The organism is Pseudomonas sp. DR208, from assembly GCF_019823005.1.
Classification (GTDB): domain Bacteria; phylum Pseudomonadota; class Gammaproteobacteria; order Pseudomonadales; family Pseudomonadaceae; genus Aquipseudomonas; species Aquipseudomonas extremorientalis.
Window position 1 is genome coordinate 4651845 of the sequence record NZ_CP081944.1, and the last position, 26393, is coordinate 4678237.

The 26393-nt window shown below is 60.4% G+C and carries 27 protein-coding genes; all 27 read right to left on the reverse strand.

What is annotated here, in order from left to right; translation table 11 throughout:
* Window position 1: 1 nt before the first annotated feature.
* The 27 genes from fliR to K5K89_RS20965 all read right to left on the reverse strand — a co-directional run bounded on the left by fliR (window position 2) and on the right by K5K89_RS20965 (window position 26393).
* Window positions 2-787, reverse strand: a complete 786-nt coding sequence (fliR, locus tag K5K89_RS20835) for a flagellar biosynthetic protein FliR (RefSeq protein WP_071489820.1) — start codon at window positions 785-787, stop codon at window positions 2-4.
* A 4-nt stretch (window positions 788-791) separates the two neighbouring features.
* The gene (fliQ, locus tag K5K89_RS20840) at window positions 792-1061 is read right to left on the reverse strand and encodes a flagellar biosynthesis protein FliQ (RefSeq protein WP_010208761.1); all 270 of its coding nucleotides are present in this window, start codon (window positions 1059-1061) and stop codon (window positions 792-794) included.
* Between the two features lie 4 nt (window positions 1062-1065).
* A complete protein-coding gene (gene fliP, locus K5K89_RS20845) occupies window positions 1066-1809 on the reverse strand; it encodes a flagellar type III secretion system pore protein FliP (protein WP_016976565.1) in 744 nt (247 codons plus the stop codon).
* Window positions 1809-2252 (reverse strand): flagellar biosynthetic protein FliO, encoded by a 444-nt coding sequence (gene fliO / locus K5K89_RS20850; protein ID WP_071489821.1) that lies wholly within the window; start codon window positions 2250-2252, stop codon window positions 1809-1811. The genes fliP and fliO overlap by 1 nt, the downstream gene beginning before the upstream one ends.
* A gap of 1 nt (window position 2253) precedes the next feature.
* Window positions 2254-2721 (reverse strand): flagellar motor switch protein FliN, encoded by a 468-nt coding sequence (gene fliN / locus K5K89_RS20855; RefSeq protein WP_058427232.1) that lies wholly within the window; start codon window positions 2719-2721, stop codon window positions 2254-2256.
* A gap of 42 nt (window positions 2722-2763) precedes the next feature.
* Entirely contained in the window at window positions 2764-3732 is a 969-nt protein-coding gene (gene fliM, locus K5K89_RS20860) for a flagellar motor switch protein FliM (protein WP_071489822.1), read from the reverse strand.
* A 9-nt stretch (window positions 3733-3741) separates the two neighbouring features.
* The gene (fliL, locus tag K5K89_RS20865; protein ID WP_071489823.1) at window positions 3742-4242 is read right to left on the reverse strand and encodes a flagellar basal body-associated protein FliL; all 501 of its coding nucleotides are present in this window, start codon (window positions 4240-4242) and stop codon (window positions 3742-3744) included.
* 210 nt (window positions 4243-4452) lie between these two features.
* Complete coding sequence (locus tag K5K89_RS20870) at window positions 4453-5793, reverse strand: flagellar hook-length control protein FliK (protein WP_222540180.1); 1341 nt, start codon at window positions 5791-5793, stop codon at window positions 4453-4455.
* Between the two features lie 681 nt (window positions 5794-6474).
* Window positions 6475-6822, reverse strand: a complete 348-nt coding sequence (locus K5K89_RS20875; protein WP_071491278.1) for an Hpt domain-containing protein — start codon at window positions 6820-6822, stop codon at window positions 6475-6477.
* A gap of 30 nt (window positions 6823-6852) precedes the next feature.
* Window positions 6853-8571, reverse strand: coding sequence for a fused response regulator/phosphatase (locus K5K89_RS20880; protein WP_222540181.1), 1719 nt, complete (start codon window positions 8569-8571; stop codon window positions 6853-6855).
* On the reverse strand, window positions 8568-8870 hold the full coding sequence (locus tag K5K89_RS20885; protein WP_058424909.1) for an STAS domain-containing protein: 303 nt from the start codon (window positions 8868-8870) through the stop codon (window positions 8568-8570). The genes K5K89_RS20880 and K5K89_RS20885 overlap by 4 nt, the downstream gene beginning before the upstream one ends.
* A 65-nt stretch (window positions 8871-8935) precedes the next feature.
* On the reverse strand, window positions 8936-9385 hold the full coding sequence (fliJ, locus tag K5K89_RS20890) for a flagellar export protein FliJ (protein ID WP_071491280.1): 450 nt from the start codon (window positions 9383-9385) through the stop codon (window positions 8936-8938).
* Window positions 9386-9388: 3 nt separating this feature from the next.
* Window positions 9389-10747: a flagellar protein export ATPase FliI gene (gene fliI / locus K5K89_RS20895; RefSeq protein WP_071491281.1), complete on the reverse strand. Its 1359-nt coding sequence runs from the start codon at window positions 10745-10747 to the stop codon at window positions 9389-9391.
* Window positions 10737-11501, reverse strand: a complete 765-nt coding sequence (gene fliH / locus K5K89_RS20900) for a flagellar assembly protein FliH (RefSeq protein ID WP_071491282.1) — start codon at window positions 11499-11501, stop codon at window positions 10737-10739. Before fliH ends, fliI begins: the two co-directional genes overlap by 11 nt.
* A 10-nt stretch (window positions 11502-11511) precedes the next feature.
* Complete coding sequence (fliG, locus tag K5K89_RS20905; protein WP_010208743.1) at window positions 11512-12531, reverse strand: flagellar motor switch protein FliG; 1020 nt, start codon at window positions 12529-12531, stop codon at window positions 11512-11514.
* Window positions 12524-14305, reverse strand: a complete 1782-nt coding sequence (gene fliF, locus K5K89_RS20910) for a flagellar basal-body MS-ring/collar protein FliF (RefSeq protein WP_092243027.1) — start codon at window positions 14303-14305, stop codon at window positions 12524-12526. Before fliF ends, fliG begins: the two co-directional genes overlap by 8 nt.
* A 16-nt stretch (window positions 14306-14321) precedes the next feature.
* On the reverse strand, window positions 14322-14651 hold the full coding sequence (gene fliE, locus K5K89_RS20915) for a flagellar hook-basal body complex protein FliE (protein ID WP_015885194.1): 330 nt from the start codon (window positions 14649-14651) through the stop codon (window positions 14322-14324).
* Window positions 14652-14783: 132 nt separating this feature from the next.
* On the reverse strand, window positions 14784-16160 hold the full coding sequence (locus K5K89_RS20920; protein ID WP_222540182.1) for a sigma-54-dependent transcriptional regulator: 1377 nt from the start codon (window positions 16158-16160) through the stop codon (window positions 14784-14786).
* Window positions 16161-16166: 6 nt separating this feature from the next.
* A complete protein-coding gene (locus tag K5K89_RS20925) occupies window positions 16167-17378 on the reverse strand; it encodes a sensor histidine kinase (RefSeq protein ID WP_071491538.1) in 1212 nt (403 codons plus the stop codon).
* A 110-nt stretch (window positions 17379-17488) separates the two neighbouring features.
* Window positions 17489-18964, reverse strand: a complete 1476-nt coding sequence (locus K5K89_RS20930; protein WP_071491285.1) for a sigma-54 dependent transcriptional regulator — start codon at window positions 18962-18964, stop codon at window positions 17489-17491.
* A gap of 170 nt (window positions 18965-19134) precedes the next feature.
* Window positions 19135-19431 (reverse strand): flagellar protein FliT, encoded by a 297-nt coding sequence (locus K5K89_RS20935; protein ID WP_222540183.1) that lies wholly within the window; start codon window positions 19429-19431, stop codon window positions 19135-19137.
* 25 nt (window positions 19432-19456) lie between these two features.
* Window positions 19457-19861 carry a flagellar export chaperone FliS gene (fliS, locus tag K5K89_RS20940; RefSeq protein WP_222540184.1) on the reverse strand — a complete coding sequence of 135 codons (405 nt, stop codon included), beginning with the start codon at window positions 19859-19861 and terminating at the stop codon, window positions 19457-19459.
* Between the two features lie 140 nt (window positions 19862-20001).
* Window positions 20002-21390 (reverse strand): flagellar filament capping protein FliD, encoded by a 1389-nt coding sequence (fliD, locus tag K5K89_RS20945; RefSeq protein WP_222540185.1) that lies wholly within the window; start codon window positions 21388-21390, stop codon window positions 20002-20004.
* A gap of 81 nt (window positions 21391-21471) precedes the next feature.
* Window positions 21472-21822, reverse strand: a complete 351-nt coding sequence (locus K5K89_RS20950; protein WP_222540186.1) for a flagellar protein FlaG — start codon at window positions 21820-21822, stop codon at window positions 21472-21474.
* A 75-nt stretch (window positions 21823-21897) separates the two neighbouring features.
* Window positions 21898-23319, reverse strand: coding sequence for a flagellin (locus K5K89_RS20955; RefSeq protein ID WP_222540187.1), 1422 nt, complete (start codon window positions 23317-23319; stop codon window positions 21898-21900).
* 264 nt (window positions 23320-23583) lie between these two features.
* The gene (locus K5K89_RS20960; RefSeq protein WP_010208730.1) at window positions 23584-24513 is read right to left on the reverse strand and encodes a ketoacyl-ACP synthase III; all 930 of its coding nucleotides are present in this window, start codon (window positions 24511-24513) and stop codon (window positions 23584-23586) included.
* Between the two features lie 275 nt (window positions 24514-24788).
* Window positions 24789-26393, reverse strand: a complete 1605-nt coding sequence (locus K5K89_RS20965) for a flagellar hook-associated protein 3 (protein ID WP_222540188.1) — start codon at window positions 26391-26393, stop codon at window positions 24789-24791.

Below are 26393 nucleotides of genomic sequence, written 5' to 3' on the forward strand. Positions count from 1 at the left end.
CTCAGCGCGCCCGTGCCAGATCACGTAAGAACTGCAAGGCGTCGGTCGCCAGTGGTTGATACTGATTGAGAATGTCGGCCAGGCCGATCCAGAAAATCCCCATGCCCAACACCAGGGTCAACGGGAAACCAATCGAGAAGATGTTCAATTGCGGCGCCGCACGGGTCATCACCCCAAAGGCGATGTTGACCACCAGCAACGCGGTGATTGCCGGCAACACCAGCAACAGCGAAGCCCCCAATACCCAGCCGAGCCGCCCGACCACCTCCCAGAAGTGATTGACCACCAGCCCAGACCCCACCGGCAAGGTGATAAAGCTTTCGGTCATCACCTCAAAGGCCACCAGATGGCCGTTCATGGCCAGGAACAGCAAGGTCACCAGCATGGTCAGGAATTGCCCGATCACCGCCGCCGACACACCGTTGGTAGGGTCGACCATAGAGGCGAAGCCCATGCCCATCTGGATCGAGATGATTTGCCCGGCGATCACAAAGGCCTGGAAGAACAGCGTCAGGGAAAAGCCCATCAGCGCGCCGATCAGGATCTGCTCGGCAATCAGCAGCAACGCACTGAGGTCGATGGCATTGACCGGCGGCATCGGCGGCAGCCCGGGCACGATCACCACGGTAATCGCCACCGCAAAGTACAGGCGCACGCGCCGTGGGACGAGTGTGGTGCCGAACACCGGCATGGCCATGAGCATGGCCGTGACCCGGAACAGCGGCAGGATGAAAGACGCCACCCAGGTGCTGATCTGGGTGTCGGTCAACGCCAGCAAGGACTGCATCGGGTCAGCCGATCAACTGCGGAATACTGCCGTACAACTGCAGGATATATTCCATGAAGGTCTGCACCAGCCACGGGCCGGCCACGATCAGGGTGACCAGCATCACCAGCAGGCGCGGCAGGAAGCTCAAGGTCTGTTCGTTGATCTGGGTCGCCGCCTGGAACATCGCCACCAGCAGGCCGACCAACAGGCTCGGCACCACCAGCACGGCGACCATCACGGTGGTCAGCCACAATGCTTCACGGAACAGGTCGACGGCGACTTCTGGCGTCATTGCGCTATACCCCGCCGAAACTGCCGGCCAGGGTGCCGATAATCAGCGCCCAGCCGTCCACCAGCACAAACAGCATGATCTTGAACGGCAGCGAGATGATCAGTGGGGACAGCATCATCATACCCATGGCCATCAGTACGCTCGCCACCACCAGGTCGATGATCAGGAACGGGATAAAGATCATGAAGCCGATCTGGAACGCGGTCTTCAACTCCGACGTGACGAACGCCGGCACCAGGATGGTCAGCGGCGCCTGGTCCGGGGTGGCGATGTCGGTGCGCTTGGACAGGCGCATGAACAACTCAAGGTCGCTGGAGCGGGTCTGCGACAGCATGAAATCCTTGATCGGCCCCTGGGCCTTGTCGATCGCATCCTGGGCGGTCATTTTCTCCGCCAGGTAGGGTTGCAAGGCTTGCTGGTTTACCTTGTCGAACACCGGCGCCATGATGAACAGCGTCAGGAACAGGGCCATGCCGGTGAGGATCTGGTTCGACGGCGTCTGCTGCAGGCCCAGTGCCTGGCGCAGGATCGAGAACACGATGATGATCCGCGTGAAGCTGGTCATCAGCATGACAAACGCCGGGATAAAGCTCAGCGCGGTCATGATCAGCAGGATCTGCAGGCTGACCGAATACTCCTGCGCGCCCGCCGCGTTGGTCCCCAGCGTAATGGCCGGGATCGACAACGGATCGGCGCCGAACGCCAATGGCGCGGCCAGCAACAGCATGAGCGTCAATAAAACGCGCATTACTTCTTATCCTTCTGATCCTTGCCCAGCAACTCCATCAGGCGCTGGGCGAATTCTGGCGTGGCGGACTGGCCCTGATCCACGCTCACCGGGGTCTTGAGCACGTGCAACGGGGTGATGCGGCCGGGGGTGATACCCAGCAGGATCTGTTCCTCGCCCACCTGCACCAGCACCAGCCGATCACGCGGGCCGAGGGCGCGCGAACCGATCATCTCGATCACCTGGCCGTTGCCCGGCCCTACGCGCTGCACGCGGCGCATCAGCCAGGCCAGCACGAAAATCAGCCCGACCACCAGCAACAGGCCCAGCACCAGCTGGGTCAATTGTCCGCCGATACCGCTGCTCACCACCGGTGCGGCCGCCGCCGTCGCTTGCGCGGCCGGCTCAGCCGCGAGGGCGCTCAATGGCAGCGCCAGAAACAGTCCCGCCATCGAATACTTCATATCAGCGCAACTTCTTGATGCGTTCGCTCGGGCTGATCACGTCGGTCAGGCGGATGCCGAACTTTTCGTTGACCACCACCACTTCGCCGTGGGCGATCAGGGTGCCGTTGACCAGCACGTCCAGCGGCTCGCCGGCCAGGCGGTCAAGCTCGATCACCGAACCCTGGTTGAGTTGCAGCAAGTTGCGGATGTTGATTTCGGTGCTGCCGACTTCCATGGAAATCGACACCGGAATGTCGAGGATCACATCCAGGTTCGGGCCATCGAGGGACACCGGCTCGTTGTTTTTCGGCACGCTGCCGAATTCTTCCATGGGCAGGCGGTTGCCGGCCGGAGCGGTGGCGGCGTCAGCGGCCAGCAGCGCGTCGATATCGTCCTGGCCAACATCGCCGGTTTCTTCCAGGGCAGCCGCCCATTCGTCAGCCAGGGCCTGGTCTTCGGCGGAAGTGTTTTCGTGTTCGGTAGCCATTACATGTCCTCGGCGGAGCAAACATTCATAAATAGGGGTGCATCAACGACGGGTGATCGGCTCGACCACCTGCAGCGCCAGGTTGCCCTTGTGGGAACCGAGCTTGACCTTGAATGACGGCACGCCGTTGGCGCGCATGATCATTTCTTCCGGCAGTTCGACGGGGATGATATCCCCCGGCTGCATGTGCAAAATATCGCGCAGGCGCAGTTGCCGACGGGCCACGGTGGCGCTCAACGGTACGTCGACGTCCAGCAGGTCCTCGCGCAAGGCCTTGACCCAACGTTCGTCCTGGTCGTCCAGGTCGGACTGGAAACCGGCGTCGAGCATTTCGCGCACCGGTTCGATCATCGAGTACGGCATGGTCACGTGCAGGTCGCCGCCACCACCATCGAGTTCGATGTGGAAGGTCGACACCACAATGGCTTCGCTGGGGCCGACGATGTTGGCCATGGCCGGGTTCACTTCGGAGTTGATGTACTCGAAGTTGACTTCCATGATCGCCTGCCAGGCTTCCTTCAAATCGATGAAGGCCTGCTCCAGCACCATGCGCACCACCCGCAACTCGGTGGGGGTGAACTCACGGCCTTCGATCTTGGCGTGGCGGCCATCGCCGCCGAAGAAGTTGTCCACCAGCTTGAACACCAGCTTGGCGTCGAGGATGAACAGCGCGGTGCCGCGCAGTGGCTTGATCTTGACCAGGTTGAGGCTGGTGGGCACGTACAGCGAGTGCACGTACTCGCCGAACTTCATCACCTGCACGCCGCCCACCGCCACGTCCGCCGAACGACGCAGCATGTTGAACATGCTGATGCGGGTATAGCGGGCGAAACGTTCGTTGATCATCTCCAGGGTCGGCATGCGTCCACGGACGATGCGATCCTGGCTGGTGAGGTCATAACTTTTGACGCTGCCGGGCTCGGCAGCCATTTCGGTCTGTACCAGACCATCGTCGACGCCATGCAGCAGCGCGTCGATTTCATCCTGGGACAGCAGGTCTTGCACGGCCATGTCGTGATCCTACTGCAATACGAAGTTAGTGAAGAGCGCCTGCTCGACCACGACTTTGCCGAGCTCCTTCTGGGCCACTTCCTGCACGCTGGCCGTGACTTTCTGGCGCAGCATTTCCTGGCCCACCGGGGTGGCGAGTGTGTCGAAGCTCTGGCTGGAGAACAGCATGACGAGGTTGTTGCGGATCACGGGCATGTGCACCTTGAGGGCGTCCAGGTCCGAAGCGTTACGCGCCAGCAAGGTGATGCTCACCTGCAGGTAGCGTTGACGACCGTTCTGATTGAAGTTGGCGACAAAGGCCGGAAGCATCGGTTCGAAGATTGCCGGTTGCTTGACGTTAGTGGCGGTTTCGGCGGCGGGTGCCGGCTTGCTGGCACTGCTGTGCATGATGTACCAGGTGCCACCCACCGAGGCGCCGATAGCCAGGAGCAGGCCCAGGACTATCAACAGGATAAGCTTGAGCTTGCCTTTGCCTGCGGGTGCTTTTGCTGCGTCGTCGCTCTTCGCCATGCCAATAATCCGTCACTATTCGGGGATTCATAGATCTACGGAGAGGCAAGAGCAAGTGTTATGCCAGAGTTGTCTGGAAGTCGAGGACGTACGGGCGTAGCAAATCAAATTGTGGGAGGGGGCTTGCCCCCGATAGCGGTGTATCAGTCACCCATGTTTCAGCTGACACACCCTCATCGGGGGCAAGCCCCCTCCCACATTTCGTCCGGATCAGGCGTAGTAGTCGACCGCACTGGAGCCGATTACGGTTGAGGTGACCGGCGTCACGGCTTCAGCCACATCAAGGTGGTTGCCGCTGTCGCCATTGTCACCCCCGCGCCCGCCGCTACCGCTCACACCACGGGTCTGGGCCTGCTGCTGTTGTTGCTCCTGCCCACGGGACTGGTCCGACACGTTCACGTCCACCTGGCCCATGCCCTGCTGGGCAAACATCTCCCGCAAGCGCCCGGACTGGCTTTCCAACGCTTCACGTACCACCGGGTGGGCGCTCATGAAGTTGACCTGGGCCTGTTGGTCGGCGGTCATGTTGACCTTGATATCCAGGCGGCCAAGCTCAGCGGGTTGCAACTGGATCTCCGCCGACTTGAGGTTGGCGCTGGACAGGTACATCACCCGGTTGACGATTTCATCGGTCCAGCCGCTCTGGTGCATGGCCAATGGCGCATTGGTCACCGGTGGCAAGGCGTTGGCGGTTTTCGGCGTGGCCGCCTGGGTCAACGCGGCGAGGCGGTTGGCGAAGTCATCGACACGGGTGTCGCTGCTGGCGTTCTTCAGGTCCTTGAGACCGTCTTCGATCAACCCGCTGAAGGCCTTGTCGCCGCCCTGGTCGGTGCTGTCCTTGGTGGCTTGCTGGTCGACCATATTGGCCAGGCCGGCGGCGAAATTCTGTGCGGCGGTGGGTTGATCCTGAGTCGGTGCCGGAGCGGTTTTTGCCTGGGCCTGGCTGCTGGCCGATACGTGACCGCCCTGCTCCATCGCCAGGCGCACGGCGGGCATGGCATCCAGGGGATCTGCTTCAGGATCGAAAGCCGGCTTGGCTTCCTCAGTCGCTGCGACCGGCGCAGCAACCACCGGCTGAGCCTTGTCATCCTTGGTCGTGGTGGCGGGCGCGGGTGTTTCAACCGGCACCGGCACGGCTACCGGGGTGACGGTGGCAATCAGTGCCGGGTCGACCACCGGGTCAGCCGGAGGTTGCTGCACCAAGGCAGGGTCGGCTGGCGCGTCGTCATCCTTGCTCGCGCTGTCGTCGGTTTTGGCCGGCGGCGTGGCAGGCAAGGTATTGCCGCTATCGGCAACGGCTGGCGTGCTGGCGGCAGGCTTGTCATTGCCCGCTGCAGGCTTGGCGCTGGCATCGGACGACTTGGTTGCGGTGGGTTTGGCCGAGCTGTCGTCGGTCTTGACCGTGGGCTTGGACGCCTGGCTGGCAAACACTTGAGCGAAGCCAGGGCCCTTGTCCCGTGGGTCCGCAGCCACTGCCGATGGGTTGGCAGAGGGCGCTTGAGGCTTGGCCGCGGGGGCAGCCTGAAGGAGCGAATTCGGGGCGACTGGCATAGGTAAAGGTCTCCACTGCATGGGGGTCGGGGATGCAGTATTGAGAGGTATAGCAAGAGTTGGGCCAGGTTTTGTGTGTATATCCATTATTTGGGCAACGGCGGCTTATGGTTCCGCCCTTACGGCGGGTCACTTTCGAAAAGCGCGAAAGTAACCAAAGCGCTCTTGCCCCAACACTCGGCACCTCGCCTAGGCTCGGTGTGCCCGTAATCCGACAGTGATTTGGGGGGCCGCCTAACATCAAAAGCAACCGCGGCGGCCTAGTAGCCGACCGAATAGTTGAGGCGTACGCGCTCCCCTGTAGGAGCCGGGCTTGTCCGCGAAGGTCATTAACGATGACGCGGAAACCAGGATAAACGCGGCGCGCTCACTGGTTCTAGGGCTGCTTCGCAGCCCAACGCGGGGCAAGCCCGCTCGCCACAGTAAGTCGGCAACACAGTAAGTGGGTTACACAGAACAAAAAACGTATCTACGATGCGCAGCGAGTCGCTCTTGCTTGTGATCTTCGGCGCCCCGTCAAACACGCTGGCCGAACGCAGGCTTGAGGGACCACCGAGCCTAGGCGAGGTGCCGAGTGTTGGGGCGAAGGCCTTTTGGTTACTTTTGGGCCTTTCCAAAAGTGACCCGCCGTAAGGGCGGAACCCTAAGCCGCCGTTACATAAAAAACGGATATGTACTCAATCACATCTGAAACCGCTGCCGCTCCGACTCATACAACGGCTTCACCAACGCAAACTCCCGATCAATCTGATCCACCAACTCCCCCAGATCCCCAACCACAGGCCCAACGGACTCAACCTCCAACCGCTGACACAACTGCGCCAACCTCACCGCCCCAAGGTTCCCACTGCTGCCCTTGAAACTATGCGCAATCCGCCCCAACGCCTTCGCATCATCCCTGGCCTTGCGCAGTGCTTCGACGCGCTTCTGGGAATCATCGAGAAAGGTATCAAGCAACTTGGGATACTCGCCTTCCATGACTTCCTGCAAACCCGACAGCACCTCCGGGTCCAGATGTAGATCAACCACTTGCTCGCTCCTTGATCAAGAATCGGCGGATTATGCCAGAGCCTCCCAGGAAAACTCCACGCAGACACTGCGCCCGCCATCCGACCAGCGTACATCGCTGCTCAATTGGCGCACCAGGCTCAAGCCCCGGCCAGACAGACGGTCGATATCCAACGGCCGCGCCAGCACCTGTTCCACATCGAAACCGGGGCCGCTGTCCTCGACGCGCAGGGTCATCCTGCCACCCGCCTCCGTCGGTACCACCTGCACATGCACCCGTATATAGCCGCTGTTGAGTTGTGCCAGGCGGTCATTACGCAGACGGTAATACTCGGCAAACCCCTGGGCGTCACGCTTGAGCCGTGAATCCAGGCCCAGCACGCCATGCTCCAGCGCATTGGAATACAGCTCCGCCATCACGCTGTACAGCGCCCCGCTCTGCTCGCGCAGGCCGTGGATCTCCAGCAGCAGTTGCAGCAGGTACGGCAATGGGTTGTAACGCTTCAAGGTCTCTGCACGGAATTCGAAACTCACCGACCAATCCAGCGGACAAGACTGCCCACTGTCGGCATACAACGGCCCGCTCGCACGCAGCTGCTGGTCGACTTGCAGGGTGATCTCCACCATGCTCACGTCATCCCGCGCCTTGCCTCGGAACGCCGCCAGCGCCCGTTCGATATCTTCAAACAGCCGATCAGGCTCGCGGTTGGCGGCGAACACCTGCTGCAAACGTTCAGCGCCAAACAGCTGCTCATTGGCGTCAGCGGTATCCAGCACGCCATCGGACAACAGGAACACCCGGTCACCCAGGGCCATGGGCCAGACCTCGGTGCGATCATCAAAGGCTTGCGCCGACAGCACACCCAACGGCAAATGCCGCGATTCCAGTGGCGTGCGTTTACCCGTGGCGATTTCATGCACATAGCCTTCGGGCATGCCGCCGTTCCACACCTCCACCACCCGCCGCTGCGTGCTCAGGCACAACAGGGTGGCGCAGCAGAACATGTCCACCGGCAGGATGCGCTTGAGCTTGGCGTTCATCTCCCGCAGGGTCTGTGCCAGGCCGTAGCCCTTGGCGGTCATGCCGTAGAACACTTCTGCCAGGGGCATGGCCCCCACCGCCGCCGGCAGGCCATGCCCGGTGAAGTCACCGAGCAGCACGTGCATGTCGCCGGACGGGGTGTAGGCAGCCAACAGCAAATCGCCGTTGAACAACGCGTAGGGCGATTGCAGGTAGCGAATATTCGGCGCGGCGTTGATACAACCGGAATGGGCAACCTTGTCGAACACCGCCTTGGCCACCCGCTGCTCATGCAGGAGGTAATCGTGGTGTTTGGCAATCAGGTCGCGTTGCTGCAAGACCGTTGCCTGCAACCGACGCAGGCGGTCCATGGCATTGATCTTCGCCGCGAGAATCAGCTGGTTGTAGGGCTTGGGCAGGAAGTCATCACCACCGGCATCCAGGCACTGGGCCAGCGCTTCGCTCTCGCGCAGGGAGGTGAGGAAAATCAGCGGCACCAGCTCTTCACCCGCCAATTGCTTGATCCGCCGCGCCGCCTCAAAACCGTCCATCACCGGCATCAGCGCATCCATCAACACCAACTGCGGTCTCTCACGGGTAAACACCGCGACCGCTTCAGCACCGTTGGTGGCCGTGAGCACCTGGTGGCCCTGGCGTCGGATGATGGTCGACAGCAACAGCAGGTCGGCGGTGCTGTCTTCGGCGATCAGGATCGTCAGCGGCTCAAGGACCGGGGCCAGGACGCTCAACTGATGTCGAACAGTTTGTCGAAGTTGGAGATACCAAGGATCTTGCGCACATCCGAATTGCTGTTGATCACCCGGATATCGGCGTCATCGCCGGCATGATCGCGCAGCAGCAACAGCATGCCGAGGGCGGAGCTGTCGAGGTAGGTCGTCTCTTTCAAGTCCACGACGTAGGTAGTGGGCACCTTGTAGAAACGCTCGTAGGCGTCACGAAACGCTTGATGGCTGCCGAAATCAAACCGGCCCTTGACCGCGATCGTCAACTTATTCCCATCCAGGGATACTTCTGACTCGACTGACATGTGACTGCTTCCTTGTCATTGGCAATGACACAAGGTTTAGCAGGTGCAGGGGATGTGGGCAACCTTCAATAGACGTCTTTGCGCGGCAAGCGCTGGGACAGCTCGTCGAGCAGCTTCTGCTCGCGCTTGTCTTCAAGCGCCCGCGCTTCGTCGATATAGCGCTGCACCAGCTTGCGCAGACCTTCGACCCGGGCAAACGCGGCCTGCCAGCTCTCACGCGCCTTGTCGAGGTTGTTCTGGTGCCACGCCAGGCTTTGGCGCTGCTGGCCGACGGCGGTTTCCAACTGGTTGAGAAAGCCCTGGTAACCCATCAGCCATTGGCCGGACACGCCCTTGCTGCCGCGCTCGATCCATTGCTGCTGGTACTCGCCGCGAAAACGCTCCAGGTCGCCCAGCTTGCTTTCCGCCAGGCGGACTTGCCCCTGGAAGTAACCCAGGCGCTGCACGGCGGTTTTCTCGGCCTTTTCGGCCATGTCCACCACCGGAGCCAGGCGCGCGGCGCGGCTGTTGGCCATGGCTTAGCCGCCCGGCGCCGGGGCGAAGATCGACTGCAGGTGCGCTTCGCTTTCGCCCATGCTGATCTTGTCGTTGAGGCCCTGGCGCAGGTACGTCACCAACTGCGGTTGCAGGGCGATGGCCAGGTCGGTGTCGCGATCACCGCCCGCCACGTAGGCGCCGACGCTGATCAAGTCGCGGCTCTGCTGGTAGCGCGACCACAGCTGCTTGAACTGTTGCGCCCGGGCCATGTGTTCCGGCGTAACCACCGCTGGCATCACCCGGCTGATGGACGCTTCGATGTCGATGGCCGGGTAGTGCCCTTCTTCCGCCAGGCGCCGTGACAGCACGATGTGGCCGTCGAGCACGCCCCGCGCCGAGTCGGCAATCGGGTCCTGCTGGTCATCGCCTTCGGACAATACCGTGTAGAACGCGGTGATCGAGCCACCACCGGCCTCGGCGTTACCGGCGCGCTCCACCAGCTTGGGCAGTTTGGCGAACACCGACGGCGGGTAACCCTTGGTCGCCGGCGGTTCGCCGATGGCCAGGGCGATTTCCCGCTGGGCCTGGGCGAAACGCGTGAGCGAATCCATCAGCAACAGGACGTTCTTGCCCTTGTCGCGGAAATATTCGGCGATGCGCGTGCAGTACATGGCGGCGCGCAACCGCATCAGCGGCGCATCGTCGGCTGGGGAGGCAACCACCACCGAGCGCTTGAGGCCTTCTTCGCCGAGACTGTGCTCGATGAATTCCTTCACCTCGCGGCCCCGTTCGCCGATCAGCCCGACCACGATGATGTCGGCCTCGGTAAAGCGCGTCATCATGCCCAGCAACACCGATTTACCCACGCCGGTACCGGCGAACAGGCCCAGACGCTGGCCACGGCCGACCGTCAATAATCCGTTGATGCTGCGAATGCCAACGTCCAGCGGCACACTGATGGGGTTGCGGTTGAGCGGGTTGATAGTGGGACCGTCCATCGGCACCCAGTCCTCGGCCTTCATGCCGCCCTTGCCGTCCAGCGCACGACCGGCGCCGTCGAGTACGCGACCGAGCATGCTCATGCCCATCGGCAGGCGGCCGGTGTCGGCCAACGGCACCACGCGGGCACCAGGGGCAATGCCCGCCAGGCTGCCCACGGGCATCAGGAAAATCTTGCTGCCGGAAAAGCCCATCACTTCGGCTTCGACCTGCACCGGGTGGTAGCTGTCGTCGTTGATCACCATGCAGCGGCTGCCCATGGCGGCGCGCAGGCCTTCGGCCTCAAGGGTCAGGCCGACCATGCGCAGCAGGCGTCCTTCGAGGATCGGCTGGCCGGGCAACTCCGTGGCCTCGGCGTAACCGGCCAGGCGCTTGGCGAAGCTGGTGCGGTCAAGGCGCATCGACGGCGTCCAGGTCCACGCTCAGATCAGGCTCGGCCGGGTGCAGGGCCTGTTCGTGCAGCTGATCAAACAGCTTGGCCATGATCTGGCTGATGCGGGTCTCCACCGTGGCATCGATGCGACTGTGTTCGGTTTCGACGCGGCAACCACCGGGCTGCAACGACGCGTCTTCGACGATGCGCCAGGTTTCTTCATGACGCTCGCGCAGGGCCTTGACCTGTTCGAAATCCTGCGGGTTGATGTACAGCCGCACGTTGCCGACGCCCAGGGGCAGCAGCTTGAGGGCTTCGCGCATCACGCTTTCGATATGACTGGAATCCAGCGCCAATTCGCGCTGGATCACCTGGCGGGCGATGTGCTGTACCAGGTCGACCATGGCCTTTTCGATCTGCGAATCCTGCTCGGCGATGGGGTCGAACAGCGTGCCCATCAAGCGTTCCAGGCTGGCCAGCTTGACGCTCAGGGCCTCTTCGGCCTCCTGGCGCACCTTGAGGGTGGTGCTGCGAAAACCGTCTTTTTCACCCGCCGCGAAGCCTTCGTTGTAGGCCTCCTGGCGGATGGCTTCCAGTTCTTCCAGGGTCAGTGGCTGGACTTCATCCAGCGGCACTTCTTCCATTTCCACCGGAGGTTCTTCGACCGGTTCCGGCTCGGGTTCGGGCACATGCGGGTCGAAGCTGGGCAACGACCAGATGTCGAACCCACCGACGTCCCGTGCGCGAATCAGATCGCTGGGCGCCTCATCTTTGTTCGACATGGGAAGCGCCTTAGATCATTTCTTCGCCGCCCTTCCCGCCGAGAACGATTTCTCCGGCTTCGGCCATACGGCGGGCAATGGTGAGGATTTCTTTCTGCGCGGTTTCCACGTCGCTGACGCGTACCGGGCCCTTGGCTTCCAGGTCGTCGCGCAACAGTTCCGAGGCACGCTTGGACATGTTCTTGAAGATCTTCTCTTTGACGTTCTCGTCCGAACCCTTGAGGGCCAGCACCAGCACGTCCGAGGACACTTCGCGCAGCAACGCCTGGATGCCGCGGTCGTCGACATCGGAGAGGTTGTTGAACACGAACATGAGGTCTTCGATCTGGCCGGACAGGGTGTCGTCGATCTCGCGGATCGAGTCCATCAACTGGCCTTCGACCGAGCTGTCGAGGAAGTTCATGATGTCTGCCGCACGCTTGATACCACCCAGGGTGGTGCGCGAGGCGTTCGAGTTGCCGGAGAACTGCTTCTCCAGAATCGTGTTGAGTTCTTTCAGCGCCGCCGGCTGCACGGTGTTCAGCGACGACACGCGCAGGATGATGTCCAGGCGCACTTTATGGTCGAAGTGGCCGAGCACTTCACCGGCCTGGTCGGGGTCGAGATACGCCACCACGATCGCCTGGATCTGCGGGTGTTCGTAGCGGATCACGTCGGCAACGGCACGCGGCTCCATCCATTTCAGGCTGTCGAGGCCGCTGGTGTTGCCACCGAGCAGAATGCGGTCGATCAGGCCGTTGGCCTTGTCTTCGCCCAGGGCCGAGGTGAGCATCTTGCGGATGTAGCTGTCGGAGCCGACGCCCAGGCTGGTCTGGTCGCCGACGATCTCGACGAACTCGCTCATCACCTGCTCGACCTGCTCACGGTGCACATTGCGCATCTGCGCCATGGCCACGCCCACCCGTTGAACCTCTTTGGGCCCCATGTGGCGCAGCACTTGGGCGGCGTCGGTTTCACCCAGGGACAGCAGCAGGACTGCGGCTTTGTCGACCTTGGTGAGCTTGGCAACAGCGGCTCGATTATCACTCATCTGCGTTGATCCACTCTTTCACGACCTGGGCCACACGGCCCGGGTCTTCTGCCACCAGACTCTTGATTGCGTTCAGCTGAGCGTCGTAACCCTCGCTCGGGCTTGGCAACAGGATGCTTTGCGGGCCGCCGAGGCTGACGCGGTCGTTGGCCAGTTCGCCGTCCAGGCCGCCCATGCCACCCAACTCGACGTCGCTGCCACCATAGGCCGCCAGTTGTTTCTTGCCGTTGCCGGTGATGTTGTTGAGCACCGGGCGCAGCACGCCGAACACCAGCACCAGGATGAACAACACACCCAGCACCTGCTTGACGATGTCCCAGAACCACGGCTGCGAGTAGAACGCCGGCTCGGCGATCACTTCGCCACGCTCGGCAGAGAACGGCATGTTGATCACGCTGACGCTGTCACCCCGGCTGGCGTCGAAACCGACGGCATCCTGCACCAGGCGCGTGAAGCGCGCCAATTCGTCGGCGCTCCATGGGGCACGGGTAACGGCGCCATCGGCGGCATTGACCTTGACCTGGTCATCCACCACCACCGATACCGACAGGCGATTGACGCGGCCTTGTTGCTGCTTGGTATGGCTGATGGAACGGTCGAGTTCGAAGTTCTTGGTCGACTGGTTACGCTTGTCCGCCGGGTACGGCGCGAGCATCGGCTGGCCGGTGGCCGGGTCCATGATCTGTTGGCCATTGGCGTCCAGCAGCGGCTGGCCCGGCTGGATGGCGCCAGCGCTGGCCGTAGCGCCACCGGTGGTTTGCGGAGCCGAGGCCGGAGCCGGCGGCTGGTTGCTCAGGGCGCCCGGTACGCCTTGTGGCGGGCCATTGGCAGCGGTGCGTTGTTCGCTGGTGGACTGCTCGCTGCGCAACGCCGGCTGGTCCGGGTTGAACTGCTCGGAGGTCGATTCGACGGCGCTGAAGTCCACATCGGCGGACACTTCCGCCTTGTAGCGGTCGTTGCCCAGCACCGGCTGCAGGATGTTGTGCACACGCTGGGTGAGCATGCTTTCCACACGGCGGCTGTAGTCAAACTGCTTGCCGGCCTGGGTCAGCGCGGAGTTTTCCGCCTGGTCGGACAGCAGGTTGCCCTTCTGGTCGACCACGGTGATTTGCGACTTGCTCAGCTCAGGCACGCTGGTGGCGACCAGGTTGACGATCGCCAGCACCTGGCCTGGCTCCAGGGAGCGGCCGGCAAACAGTTCCACCAATACCGAGGCACTGGGCTTGCGTTCATCGCGCACAAACACCGAGCTTTTCGGAATGGCCAGGTGCACGCGGGCACCCTTGACGTTGTTCAGGCTGGAGATGGTGCGCGCCAGTTCGCCTTCCAGACCGCGACGGTAGCGGGTGGCTTCCATGAACTGGCTGGTGCCCAGGCCCTGGTCCTTGTCGAGGATTTCGAAACCGATATTGGCGTCGGACGGGGTAACGCCGGCCGCCGCGAGTTTCATGCGTGCACGGGCCACATCGTCGGCCTTGACCAGCAGCGCCCCGGAGTTGGGCTCCACGGTGTAGGCGATGTCGGCGGCGGCCAGGGTTTCCATGATCTGCTTGGAATCCATGCCCGCCAGGCTGCCGTACAGCGGCCGGTAATCCGGTTGCTGCGACCACAGCACCACGGCAAAACCAATCGCCACGCTCGCTGCCAGGCCGACCATCAGGCCCACCTGACGCAACATGGTCATTTCGGAGAGGTTTTCCAGGAACGACAGGCCAAACAGCGGCGGCTTGCCGTCTGCCTTGGCGGGTGCGTTGTCCACGACTGCTTCTGCCATGACTTAAATCTCGTCCTTAAACCGGCATCTGCATGATGTCTTGGTAAGCCTGAACCAGCTTGTTACGCACCTGGGTCAACGCCTGGAACGACACACTGGCCTTTTGCGAGGCGACCATCACATCGGTGAGGTCCACGCCGCTTTTGCCGATCTCGAACGCGTTGGCCAATTGGCTGGAGGCTTGCTGGGTATCACTGACTTTGTTGATGGCCTGGCCGAGCATGTCGGCGAAGCTGCTTTGGCCCAATTCCGGCGCAGGCGCGACGGATTTCGGTTGAGCCATGGCATCCATTTGCATGGAGCGCATATCCAACATCAACCGATTGAACTCAATACCCTGGCTCATGAACTTCTCTCTCCGACAACCCGCATGTTTTTTGACGCTACGCCGCAATTACTAGGTGAAGTAGCAACAAGGGTGCCAGCTCTGGTTCAACTCGTAAGAAAAGGCGACAAACCTTGTCCGCCTTGTTACCGATTATGTGGCGAACAGATACGCCTCGACGTCCATGCCGGCGTCACGCATCTGCGCCAGCTTGTAGCGCAAGGTCCGCGGGCTGATCCCCAGGCGCTCGGCGGCCTCTTTGCGGCGGCCGCGCTCGGCGCGCAGGGTGTCGATGATCATCTGGAATTCGCGACGACGCAGGTCGTCGCCCAACGCACCGGCGGTTTCGGTTTCGACCATCACGGGCGCAGGCGCCAGGGTCGGCAGCGGCGCAACCCCGCTGCCCATGGCCAGGCAGAAATCCTGGGGCTGGATCAGGCCGCCCTGCTGCAGGATCAACGCACGCTGGATGGCGTTGTCCAGTTCCCGGACGTTTCCCGGCCACGGATAGGCGACCAGGCAAGCCTGGGCCTCGGCCGACAGGCGTGCCTGGGCATGCTTCATTTTTTTGACGTGGTTGCCCAGCAGGCGCTCGGCCAGTGGAATGATGTCCGCCGGGCGCTCGCGCAACGGGCGCCAGGCCAGGGGAAAGACCGAGAGACGGTAGAACAAGTCTTCACGGAAGCGCCCCGCCGCCACTTCGCCCGCCAGGTCACGGTTGGTGGTGGCGACCACGCGGATATCCAGCTGGATCGGCTTGCGTGCGCCGACGCGCTCTACTTCGCGCTCTTGCAGCACCCGCAGCAACTTGGCTTGCAGGCCCAGGGGCATCTCGGAAATTTCATCGAGCAAAATCGTGCCGCCATCCGCCTGCTCGAACTTGCCCGCCTGAGCCGCAATAGCGCCGGTGAACGAGCCTTTTTCGTGGCCGAACAGCGTGGCTTCGAGCATGTTGTCGGGGATCGCCGCGCAGTTGATTGCGATAAACGGCTGCTTGGCGCGGGTCGATTGCTGGTGGATGTAGCGGGCCAGCACCTCCTTGCCGGTGCCGGACTCGCCGGAAATCAGCACGGTGGAATCACTGCGCGCCACGCGGGCAGCCAGCTCCAGCAATTGTGCGCTGGCCGGTTCGAAGGCAATCGGACCTTCGCCGTCGCTGGCCGGGATCACGCCCAGGGCATGCCGTGCGACCAGTTCGATCAAGGCTTTGGGTTCGAACGGTTTGACCAGGTAATCCGCCGCACCCTGGCGCATCGCGTCGACTGCACGTTCCACAGCGCCGTGGGCGGTCATCAGCAACACCGGCAACTGTGGCTGACGCGCGCGCAGCACACCGAGCAACTGGTGGCCGTCCATGCCCGGCATGTTCACGTCGCTCACCACCAGGCTGAAGGACTCTTGCTCCACCGCCTCCAAGGCGTCCTCGGCAGAACCGACCGCCCGGTAGTCATGGCCCGCCAACAGCAGCGTGTCAGCCAATGCTTCACGCAGCGCGCGATCGTCTTCCACCAACAGAACCTTGATAGCCATAACCTCTTACTCCGTGCTTGCCGCGCATGAAAACAGCGGCAAGGTCATCAATGCACAGGTGCCACGCCCGACACGGGAATGCAGCTGCAATTCTCCCTGATGGGCACGCGCCACTGCCTTGACCACGGTCAGGCCCAGCCCGGTACCGTTGGTCTTGGTGGTGAAAAAAGGTTCGCCCAGGCGCTGCAATACGGCAGGCTCGATACCGCTGCCGCTGTCGCTGATGCATAGGCGCAGGGTTTGCTCGCGGTTGTACAGGTGCACCTTGAGCCGCGCACCAGGGCCGCTGGCCTGGGTGGCGTTTTCGATCAGGTTGAGCAGCGAACCGACGAGGGTGTCGCGGTTGCACAGCAGCTCGCCGAGATGGCTGTCGCACTGCCAACGCACTTGTACGTCTTGAATGTGGGTGGCGGCCGCCGCTTGCAGCGCCTGCATCAACTCGGCAGGCGTGATGCGGTCGGTCAGCGGCAATTCACCACGGGCAAACACCAGCATGTCGCGCACCTGGTGCTCCAACTCATGCAGGCGCTCCTTGAGGCGCCCGGCAAAACGCTGGTGAGTGGCCGCGGGCAATTGTTCGTCAGTCAAATGACTGGCGTAGATCAACGCCGCCGACAGTGGCGTGCGGATCTGATGCGCCAGGGAAGCGACCATGCGCCCCAGCGAGGACAAACGTTCGTGGCGCGCCAATTGATCTTGCAGGTGACGGGTTTCAGTCAGGTCGTTGAGCAGCACCAACTGGCCCGGCTCCGCGTCCAGGGCGCGCGTGGCGATGGACAAGCGGCGACCGTCCTTGAGCGAAATTTCATGGCCATCGTCTTCACGCGGCGCAAAGCAGCGGGTGATTACGTGACGCCACAGCTCGCCTTCCAGAGGCAGGCCAAGCATGTCACAGGCCGCCGGGTTGGCTTCACGCACGCGGCCTTCTTCGTCGATGACGATCACGCCACCGGGCAACAGCGACAGCAGGTTTTGCAGGCGGTTGGCCAGGCGCTCCTTCTCGGCCAACTCTTCCATGCGCTGGGCACTGACCACCGCCAACTCGCCCTTGAGCTCCGAAACACGGGCTTCGAGCAGGCTGTAGGAATCGGTCAATTGGCTGGACATCTGGTTGAACAGCGAAAACGCCTGCTCCAGGCCCTGGCGGCTTTGCTGTTCTACAGAGGGAACCAGGCCTGCAATGGCAGGACTGGAAGAATGTTGGGCGGCGTGGGGCATCATGCTCTCTCGCTTGGCTGACCGTCAGTTAAACGGAACGTTGCGAGGGCTGTAGCAATACCCGTGCCGAAAAAAAACCACTGAAGTTTCAGTGGTTTAAAAAACAGGCGTCAATCATCCGCCTGTTCGTCACCTTCTTTGCGGCTCATGCCGTACTTGCGCATCTTCTCCACCAGGGTAGTGCGACGGATGCGCAGGCGCTCGGCGGCACGCGCGACGATGCCGTTGGCATCGTCCAGAGCCTGCTGGATCAGGCCTTGTTCCAGGTTGCCGAGGTAGTCCTTCAGGTCCAGGCCTTCGGGCGGCAGCATAGCGGTAGAGCCGAAGTCCGGGGTATGACCGTTGATGGCCACCCGTTCTTCCAGGTCGCTGCGCAGGCTGTCGACCAGTTGCTCGTCTTCGTCGTCGACGTAGCGGAATTTCTTCGGCAGCTCGACCACGCCGATCACACCGTAGGGGTGCATGATCGCCATGCGCTCCACCAGGTTGGCCAGCTCGCGCACGTTGCCCGGCCAACCGTGGCGGCACAGGGACATGATCGCGGCGGAATTGAAACGGATCGAACCGCGCTTTTCGTGCTCCATGCGCGAGATCAGTTCGTTCATCAGCAACGGGATGTCCTCCACGCGCTCGCGCAGCGGGGCCATCTCGATCGGGAATACGTTGAGGCGGTAGTACAGGTCTTCGCGGAAGCTGCCGACCTCGATCATGCTTTCGAGGTTCTTGTGGGTGGCCGCGATGATGCGCACGTCGACGCTCTGGGTCTTGTTGCTGCCCACGCGCTCGAAGGTACGCTCCTGCAACACGCGCAGCAGCTTGACCTGCATCGGCAGCGGCATGTCGCCGATCTCGTCGAGGAACAGGGTGCCGCCGTTGGCCAGTTCGAAACGCCCGGCACGGCTGGTGATCGCCCCGGTAAAGGCGCCCTTCTCGTGGCCGAACAATTCGCTTTCAAGCAGCTCTGCCGGAATCGCCCCGCAGTTGACCGGCACAAAGGGCCCGTCGCGGCGCTTGGAGTGATAGTGCAGGTTGCGCGCAACCACTTCCTTGCCGGTGCCCGACTCGCCGAGGATCAACACGCTGGCGTCGGTATCGGCCACTTGCTGCATCATCTGGCGCACGTGCTGGATGGCGCGGCTGGTGCCGACCAGGCTGCGGAACAGGTTGGGTTCGCGATGGCGACCGCGCTCGCGGGCCTGGTCGTACATCTCGCGATAGACCTGGGCACGGTGCAGGGAGTCGAGCAATTTGCTGTAGCTGGGCGGCATTTCAAGGGTGGAAAGCACCCGGCGGCGCTGGTCTTCTGGCAGTTCGACAGAAGAAATATCGCCCATCAGCAACACGGGAAGGAACTCATCCCAGGTTGACAGTGTCTTTAACAAGCCCAAAACAGCGCCAGGAGCGTTTACCGTCCCGATCAGCACACAAATGACTTCACGGCTCGATGACAATGAGCTGACCGCCTGCTGCCAGTCATGGCTGCCGCAGGGCAAATTTTCTTCGCCAAGAAAATTCAAAATCACCGCTAAATCGCGGCGGCGGACGCTATCGTCATCAATCAGCAGAATTTTGGTTTCACGCCACATGCAATAGCAACTTCCCTAGTAAAACTTCCTGCCCCGAAGTGAGGGCAATCGAGACGCCTGTACGACTTTGTACCTTACTAGACGTCTGAAATCTGAAAACAGCACTAGTTAAGTCAAAAATGCTGGCACAGTCAAATATATGACGCGCCCATCGGACCAACTGCGGCTCTTCAGCCGAACAGATGGTAAACCTTTGACGCATTTTTCGCTCGGTTGATCAGCGACATCTCTTCAAAAATCGCCTGGCGCTCGCCGGTCGTCACCTCAAGCAACTGCTGATACACCTTCAGCAAGCTTTCCAACTTCTCTCGCAGCACGTCCTCGTTCACTGGCGCTTCGCTAAGCACTTCCTCGATCACATTGCGGCAGCCCAGGTCGAGTTCGCCAATAGCGTCCCAGTTCCGTTCTGCCAGCGCGCCGATCAGGGCTTCGCGGGTTTCATCGATGCGTTGCAGTGCGTGGCTCATGATGTGTTCCTCAAGGCCCATGGCCTTATTGTGCGGCACCTTGTGGTGTTGCAATGGCATCCCAGCCTTCTTTCACGGTAATCAGCAAGCGAGCGACTTCGTCGATCATGCTGACATCGTTGTGCAGATTGGCTTCCATCAAACGGTTGGTCATGTACGCGTATAGACTTTCCAATTGCTGGACGTAAGCCGGATCTTCGCTCTTCTCCGCGTCCAGGCCATCACGCAGGCCGATGATGATGTCTACCGCCTTACCGAGCATCAGGCCCTTTTGTGCGATATCCCCACGAGCCAGTGCACCTTTAGCCTGTGCCATGCGGTCGAGCCCGCCTTCCATCAGCATTTGCACCAGGCGATGCGGGCTGGCTTCGGAGATCTGCGCATGGGAATTGACCTTCTGGTATTGGCGAAGGGCTCTCATGGGATTCATGGTTCTACCTCGTGACAGGTAACAGCGAAAAGGATTTCAGTAACCATTATGTCGACTGGGTCGCAAAAAACTTTAACCCGATGGTCTTCTTAAGAACAAAGCCCAGGTCAACGGACCTGGGCTTTTTCATGGGCGCGCGATCAACTGTTTTTCTGGTTGTTCAGCGCGTTAAGGGTACCCATGATGTTGTTACTCTGCTGGCGCAGTTGGGCAACCAGGGAGTCCATCGCCGCGTATTTGCGGGTCAGGCTGTCGGTCAGGTCCTGGACGTGGGCGTCGAGGTCGGACTGATCCTTGGTCAGCTTCTTGAGGCTGTCGGAGAGCGCGCTTGAGCGGGTCGCAAAGACCCCAGTGGTCGGTTTTGCATAGCCGTCGGTTGCAGCGGTCATGCGCGCCAACAAGCCATCCTTACCGCCCAGCATACTGTTAATGTCAGCAGCGTTGGTCAATGCGGCCTTGTCAAAGGCTTTGTCATCCATGGTCAACAGACCGGTATTGGAATCGGTGCCGATACCAAATTGCGCCAGGGATTTGAACTGGCCATTCCCCGACAAGGCATTGAACTCGGTACGCAAGGCGCTCTGCAGAGAGCGCATGTTCGCATCACCGGTCAGAGTCGCCGACACGGAGTTACCCGCAGCATCCTTCGTCACCTTGGTTTCAGCATTCATCGCCTTGAGCAGGGCATTGTAGCTATCGACGAAACCCTTGACCCCGGACTTAAGCGCTGCGGTGCTTGTCGAAACAGAAATAGTAGTGACCGCTTTGGTCGGGTCGGTGCTGCTGACTGGTGGCGATACCGAGAGCAGCTTGATACTGACACCACTGACCGCATCCGTAATATTGTTGGTCTTGGCCGTATAGGCAACACCGTCAATTGTATACTCGGCATTCTTTGGCTCATCGATCACCTTGTAACCGGTATCGATACCCGAGTTGCCCGAAAGGGTAAGATCCGACCCCACACCGCCGGTGGTAGAGGTCAATACCATGCGTGAACCACTGGCATCCGTCACGATGTTGGCACTCAGGCCGGAGGTGCCAAACTGCGAGTTGATCGAGTCACGCACCTGCTGCAAGGTTGCACCCGGCGGAACACTCACGTCGAACTTCTTGCCCGACTGGGAGATGGACAATGTCGTGGCCGTATCCCCCTTGTTGACCACCGTAGAGGCACCACCCGTAAGCGTTGTAGTCGACAGCTTGGAAGGCTGGGCCAACTGGTTGACCACCAGGTTGAAGCTGCCATTGGCTGCCCCCTTCCCCGTCGTCATGGTGGCGACCTTCTCGTTCGACGACGTCCCCGTCAAACCACTGAAGCTATTGTCATCAGTCATGCTTTTGATGGCGCCTCGGAAAGCATCCAAAGCCGACTGAATCTTGCCGATCGACGACAGCTGAGTAGTTGCTTTCTGTGACTGAGTGTTGATCTGGGTCTGCTTGGGCGCACGGTCAGCGTCCACCAGCGACTTCACAATACCCTGAATGTCGATACCCGAACCAACACCGTTAACCGTCGTACTCGCCATCGTCTTTCTCCTAATTCGATTGTTGTCGCTTTCTTGACGAACAACACTTCAAGCCGTCAGCGCAACAAGTTTCATGCCAGCTCAGACCTTTTCGTCGAACAACACGTGGCTAGCAGTCGCCAGGCTCCGCGCCAACTTCAAGGCAGTTTCCGACGGGATCTGGCGGATCACCTCACCACTCTCAGTGGCGATAACCTTGACCACAACCCGATGGGTGGAATCATCAATGGAAAAGTCCAGTTTGCGCTGGGCCGCCTGTACGAATTCTCGAATATCCGTGACTGCTTTTTCCAGGTCAGCCCGCTCAGGCTCACCGGCGGTCGGCGCAATCGCCTCGACCCTGGTTTTGTCATTGTCCGCAACAGCCGGGGCGGGTGCGCTTTGAGGTGCAACCGGTGGATAAGACGAGGCCAGCTTTACACTCATATCCATGTCCAATCTCCTCTAAAACCGAAAAAACGAAAGGGCACGTAAACGCGCCCTTCCGTCAGTGACCAAGCGCTGTTATTACTGAAGCAGCTTCAGTACAGCGGATGGCAGTTGGTTGGCTTGCGACAGGATCGCGGTAGCAGCCGACTGCAGGGTTTGTTGCTTGGTCAGCTCAGCTGTTTCAGCAGCGAAGTCTGTGTCTTGTACAGTAGAACGTGCAGCGGTGGAGTTCTTCTGAATGTTGGTCAGGTTGTCTACAGTTGTGGTCAGACGGTTCTGAACAGCACCCAGGCCCGAACGTACGCTGTCGATGCCGCCGATGGCTTTGTCGATTACAGCGATGGCGGACTGTGCGTTGAAGGCACTGGTCACATCGGTTTGAGCGACAGAGGTCTTGGCCGAAGCAGCGGCAGTGCCGGTAGCAGCGAACAGACCGGTTACACCAGCGCCGTTCAGAGCGTAGCCTTTGGACGAATCCAGGTTCACCGCGCCAGTGGCTTTCAAGCCGTTGGCAATGGCGACGGCGCTACCGTAGGCACCGCTACCATCTTTGGTAGCAACAGTGATCGAACCAGCGGCGGTTGCAGCGCTGAACTCGAGGTTTTCACCGGAGTCGGATTTAACCGACAGGCTTTGCTTGGCTTCGTCAAAGTTAACGCTAATACCCAGTTTGGCAGCGTTAGACTTCAGTTGGTCAGCCAGGCTAGCGGTATCGGTCACGCCGGTGAAGGTGGTGGTTTGGCCACCAACGGTCATCGAGAAAGTGGCCGGTGCAGTCTTGGCAGCAGCGCCGACTACAAACTGAGCTTCAGTGCTAGCGGAAGCGCTCAGGCCACCTACAGCGCCGTTCAGTTGGCTGGCAATCGTTTTAGCCGAGCTGCCGGCAGCTACGGTTACGCTGTTGGTCTGGCCGTTACCGGTGATACCGATCACGCCGCCAGCAACACCCGAAGCGCTAGGTGCAACACCAACGCTCTTGATTTGCTGCGAACCAATGTTGTTGGCTGCAACGTTGTCCAGGGACAGGTTGATGGTTTCGTTAGCGTTGGCGCCAACCTGGATAGCTTTGGTGCCGTACGAACCGTCCAGCAGTTTCTGGCCACCGAAAGTAGTGGTCTGCGAGATACGGGTCAGTTCCGAAGTCAGCGCTTGGTATTCTTCCTGGTTGGAAGTACGGTCAGCGTCGCTCAGGGAGCCGGTAGCCGAGGACAGAGCCAGGGTACGCATTTTTTGCAGAATGTCGGTCGATGCCTGCATTGCGCCTTCAGCGGTTTGCGCGATGGAGATGCCATCGTTGGCGTTCTTGACTGCCTGGCCCAGGCCGTTGATCTGGCTGGTCAAGCGGTTGGAGATCTGCAGGCCCGAAGCGTTGTCTTTAGCGCTGTTGATGCTCAGACCAGTGGACAGACGCTGCATGGAGGTTTGCAGCGAGTTGGCCGCTTTGCCAAGGCCGTTCTGGGTAGTGATGGAAGCAATGTTAGTGTTTACTGTTAAAGCCATGACGAAATCCTCGTTGGATGGATACTGCGGCTTCCGGCCCTGGCAACCGCCGGGTGTGGCCTGAGAACCTACGTAATAGTTATCGTCGTGCTAGCCGGTTGCTTGAGGATTTTTTTTGATTTTTTTACTGGCGCCGTGCCACCCCTTGCAATTCAAGGGTTTACGCGGGCCCCTAACCCCGTTTTCATTGGGTTTTCTGGCGCCAAATAAAAAACGCCGAGGCTCTTTCGAACCTCGGCGTTTTTTATTGAAGCTATCAAGGCATCAAGGGCGATAGAGAATCGCCGAGCCCCACGACAGGCCCACACCAAAACCGCTGATTGCTACGCGCTTCCAGGTAGCGTCCATCACGTGCTTTTCCAGCAGCAGCGGAATACTCGACGACACAGTATTACCAGTCTCGACCATGTCCTTGATGAACTTGTCCACGGGTGCATCTTCAAAACGACGCGCCACAGCGTCGACAATCGCCGCACTGCCCTGGTGGATGCAGAACGCATCGATCTCATCGGCCTTGAGATCCGACTCATTGAGCAGCTCATGCAAATGCGCCGGCACCTTGAGCAGGGCGAAGTTGAAGACCTGGCGGCCGTTCATGAAGAACACCCCATCACTGACCTTCAGGTGCGGCGCACCGGAACCGTCGGTGCCGAACTTCGACTTGCCCAGCAACCACGGCGCGTCTTCACCCATCCAGGTGGCAGTAGCGGCATCGCCGAACAGCATGGTGGTGTTGCGGTCTTCCGGGTCGACGATCTTGGAGTACGGGTCAGCGGTGATCAACAGGCCGTTTTTCAGGCCCGCGGCTTCCATGAAGCCTTTCATTGCGTAGATACCGTAGACGTAACCGGAACAACCCAGGGAGATATCAAAGGCCGCGACGTGGGTCGGCAGGCCGAGCTTGTCCTGGACGATGGCCGCCGTGTGGGGCAAGCCCTCTTCATCACCGTTCTGGGTGACGACGATCAGCGCGTCGATCGACTCGCGTTTCAAATCCGGGTTGTTGGCAAACAAAGCGTTGACCGCCTCGACACACAGATCGGAGGTTTCCTGCGCGGCTTCCTTGCGCGGCAGGAACGCCGAACCGATCTTGCCAATGATGAATTCTTCATCCTTGGCGAATTTGGCACCCTGGGCGTAGTTATCGATCCCGTCTGCCGGCACGTAACTGGCGATGCTTTTTATGCCAATCATTGTGGCTTCCCAATACTAAATAGCTGGAGAACACCCCTGGGCCACGCCCGGAGTGCTGACAATAAAGGGGATAACCCCATAAAAATCTCGCTGAAAGCCGCCACGCAAGGACCCTGTGACGACTTATCCTTTTCACACGATACAGTGAAGATGCGCTTTATGACTCACAGGTCACTCAATTTTGTGTGCTTTATGCAAAACCTTCAAACAATTAAATCCCGGAAACGACAACGGCCCGCCCTGTTTCCAGGGCGGGCCGCTTGACGTAAAGGCACTTACATCTTGTTGAACAGGCTCAACTGCGAGATTTTCACGAAGGCCAACTGGGACGCCTGCAGCATGGTTTGCTGCAAGGTCAAGTTGATCGCGGCTTGAGCTGTATCGATATTGCCCAGATCACTCATGGTGCTGGTGTTAGCCAGGCCGATACTGGTGTTCTCGCTGGTCTGAATATCCAGTGCATTCTGCCGGGCGCCAATGGATCCACGCACATTATCGACCTGTGTACGGGTATTGCCAAAGTTGGCGATGGAAGCATCCAGGGCATCCTTGAGCTTGACCATCGCCGCCGGATTACCGTCGGCCGGTTGCTCCAGGGCATGACGCAATTGGCTGAGGGTATCCAGCGCATTCTGAGTCTTCTGCGTCGTTGCAGCGACTGCAAACTGATCTCCGCTTTGAGGTGTACCGCTGACATCAAACGTCACCCCGGCAGCCGTGACCGTCGTGCCGCCGCCCGTATCACCTGTGGCAATGGCTTTACTGTCAGCCGTGTAGGGTTGGGCATATACCTCGTACGCAGTACCGGAGGTGAATTTGATCACCGCACCGCTGTTCGCCGGGAATGTGCTGGCATACGCCGCCTGATTGGTCACCGAGGCATTGGTCAACTGCGCAGTGGATGGGTTGCTTGGGGTACGCGACACACTGAATGTGTCCGGCTTGGCGGCCAGGCTGAAAGAACGGTCCTTGACCATTGCATCCGCGTTCGGCCCCGGCGCAACATCCTTGAGGTCCAACGTGATATCGAACTTCACGCCACGCAGGTTCACGCTGGCACCGCCTTCCTTGGTGGAGTCGAACGTACCATTACCCGGTATTTCCGAGGTAATGTCGTTACCGTTCTTATCGGAGACCTTGTATTGCGTGCTGCTGGTAAAGGTCAACTTGTAAGGTTGGCCGTCGGCAAATTGCTTGGTGTATTCAGTGCCCGATGTCACCAGGCCTGCCGACAATGAGACTTTATTGTCGTTCGGCACTGGCGCCGTCGCAGGCGGGACGATCGGTGGTGCTATCCAGGTAGCCTGGGTGCGCCCCGAATTCGCCGCCCCCCCAATGATGCTCTTGCCGGTATCGCCCGCCTGGATCTTCAGCGTATCCGAAACCTGCAGGCTGAGCGCAGTCTCGTCCCCTTGATAACTATAGGTGCCATCGCTGTTGCGGCTATAAGGTGGGGTCGCCGTCTTGGACCCGGAGAACAGATAGTTGCCCGACGCATCCTTGCTGTTGAGCAAGCCCAGCACCTGATCCTCTATCGCACCGATTTCACCGGCAATTGACTTGCGATCGGCATCGCTCAGCGAGCCGCCCGCACGCAAGGCCAGCTCACTGGCTTTCTGCAGCGCGTCGTTGATCGAACCGAGCACGCTTTCTTCGTTGGTCAGCGAGTTCTTCAAGCTGGTGATGTTGCCGTTGAACTGGCCCAACATGTCTTTCTGTTGCTGCAGCATCAACAGACGCGCAGCCGCCACGGGATCATCAGCGGCGGTTTCCACACGCACACCCGTACTGGCCTGGTTCTGGGCCTTCACGACGCTTGAGTAGTTATCCGAATACTTGGCGGAAGTGGTTTCGAAGTATTGTGCTGTGGAAATGCGCAT

Excerpts from the sequence above, each read along its gene's own strand:
- fliR (WP_071489820.1), bottom strand. The coding sequence starts at position 787 with ATGCAGTCCTTGCTGGCGTTGACCGACACCCAGATCAGCACCTGGGTG.
- fliQ (WP_010208761.1), bottom strand. The coding sequence starts at position 1,061 with ATGACGCCAGAAGTCGCCGTCGACCTGTTCCGTGAAGCATTGTGGCTG.
- fliP (WP_016976565.1), bottom strand. The coding sequence starts at position 1,809 with ATGCGCGTTTTATTGACGCTCATGCTGTTGCTGGCCGCGCCATTGGCG.
- fliO (WP_071489821.1), bottom strand. The coding sequence starts at position 2,252 with ATGAAGTATTCGATGGCGGGACTGTTTCTGGCGCTGCCATTGAGCGCC.
- fliN (WP_058427232.1), bottom strand. The coding sequence starts at position 2,721 with ATGGCTACCGAACACGAAAACACTTCCGCCGAAGACCAGGCCCTGGCT.
- fliM (WP_071489822.1), bottom strand. The coding sequence starts at position 3,732 with ATGGCCGTGCAAGACCTGCTGTCCCAGGATGAAATCGACGCGCTGCTG.
- fliL (WP_071489823.1), bottom strand. The coding sequence starts at position 4,242 with ATGGCGAAGAGCGACGACGCAGCAAAAGCACCCGCAGGCAAAGGCAAG.
- K5K89_RS20870 (WP_222540180.1), bottom strand. The coding sequence starts at position 5,793 with ATGCCAGTCGCCCCGAATTCGCTCCTTCAGGCTGCCCCCGCGGCCAAG.
- K5K89_RS20885 (WP_058424909.1), bottom strand. The coding sequence starts at position 8,870 with ATGTCAGTCGAGTCAGAAGTATCCCTGGATGGGAATAAGTTGACGATC.
- fliJ (WP_071491280.1), bottom strand. The coding sequence starts at position 9,385 with ATGGCCAACAGCCGCGCCGCGCGCCTGGCTCCGGTGGTGGACATGGCC.
- fliI (WP_071491281.1), bottom strand. The coding sequence starts at position 10,747 with ATGCGCCTTGACCGCACCAGCTTCGCCAAGCGCCTGGCCGGTTACGCC.
- fliH (WP_071491282.1), bottom strand. The coding sequence starts at position 11,501 with ATGTCGAACAAAGATGAGGCGCCCAGCGATCTGATTCGCGCACGGGAC.
- fliG (WP_010208743.1), bottom strand. The coding sequence starts at position 12,531 with ATGAGTGATAATCGAGCCGCTGTTGCCAAGCTCACCAAGGTCGACAAA.
- fliF (WP_092243027.1), bottom strand. The coding sequence starts at position 14,305 with ATGGCAGAAGCAGTCGTGGACAACGCACCCGCCAAGGCAGACGGCAAG.
- fliE (WP_015885194.1), bottom strand. The coding sequence starts at position 14,651 with ATGAGCCAGGGTATTGAGTTCAATCGGTTGATGTTGGATATGCGCTCC.
- K5K89_RS20920 (WP_222540182.1), bottom strand. The coding sequence starts at position 16,160 with ATGGCTATCAAGGTTCTGTTGGTGGAAGACGATCGCGCGCTGCGTGAA.
- K5K89_RS20925 (WP_071491538.1), bottom strand. The coding sequence starts at position 17,378 with ATGCCCCACGCCGCCCAACATTCTTCCAGTCCTGCCATTGCAGGCCTG.
- K5K89_RS20930 (WP_071491285.1), bottom strand. The coding sequence starts at position 18,964 with ATGTGGCGTGAAACCAAAATTCTGCTGATTGATGACGATAGCGTCCGC.
- K5K89_RS20935 (WP_222540183.1), bottom strand. The coding sequence starts at position 19,431 with ATGAGCCACGCACTGCAACGCATCGATGAAACCCGCGAAGCCCTGATC.
- fliS (WP_222540184.1), bottom strand. The coding sequence starts at position 19,861 with ATGAATCCCATGAGAGCCCTTCGCCAATACCAGAAGGTCAATTCCCAT.
- fliD (WP_222540185.1), bottom strand. The coding sequence starts at position 21,390 with ATGGCGAGTACGACGGTTAACGGTGTTGGTTCGGGTATCGACATTCAG.
- K5K89_RS20950 (WP_222540186.1), bottom strand. The coding sequence starts at position 21,822 with ATGGATATGAGTGTAAAGCTGGCCTCGTCTTATCCACCGGTTGCACCT.
- K5K89_RS20955 (WP_222540187.1), bottom strand. The coding sequence starts at position 23,319 with ATGGCTTTAACAGTAAACACTAACATTGCTTCCATCACTACCCAGAAC.
- K5K89_RS20960 (WP_010208730.1), bottom strand. The coding sequence starts at position 24,513 with ATGATTGGCATAAAAAGCATCGCCAGTTACGTGCCGGCAGACGGGATC.
- K5K89_RS20965 (WP_222540188.1), bottom strand. The coding sequence starts at position 26,393 with ATGCGCATTTCCACAGCACAATACTTCGAAACCACTTCCGCCAAGTAT.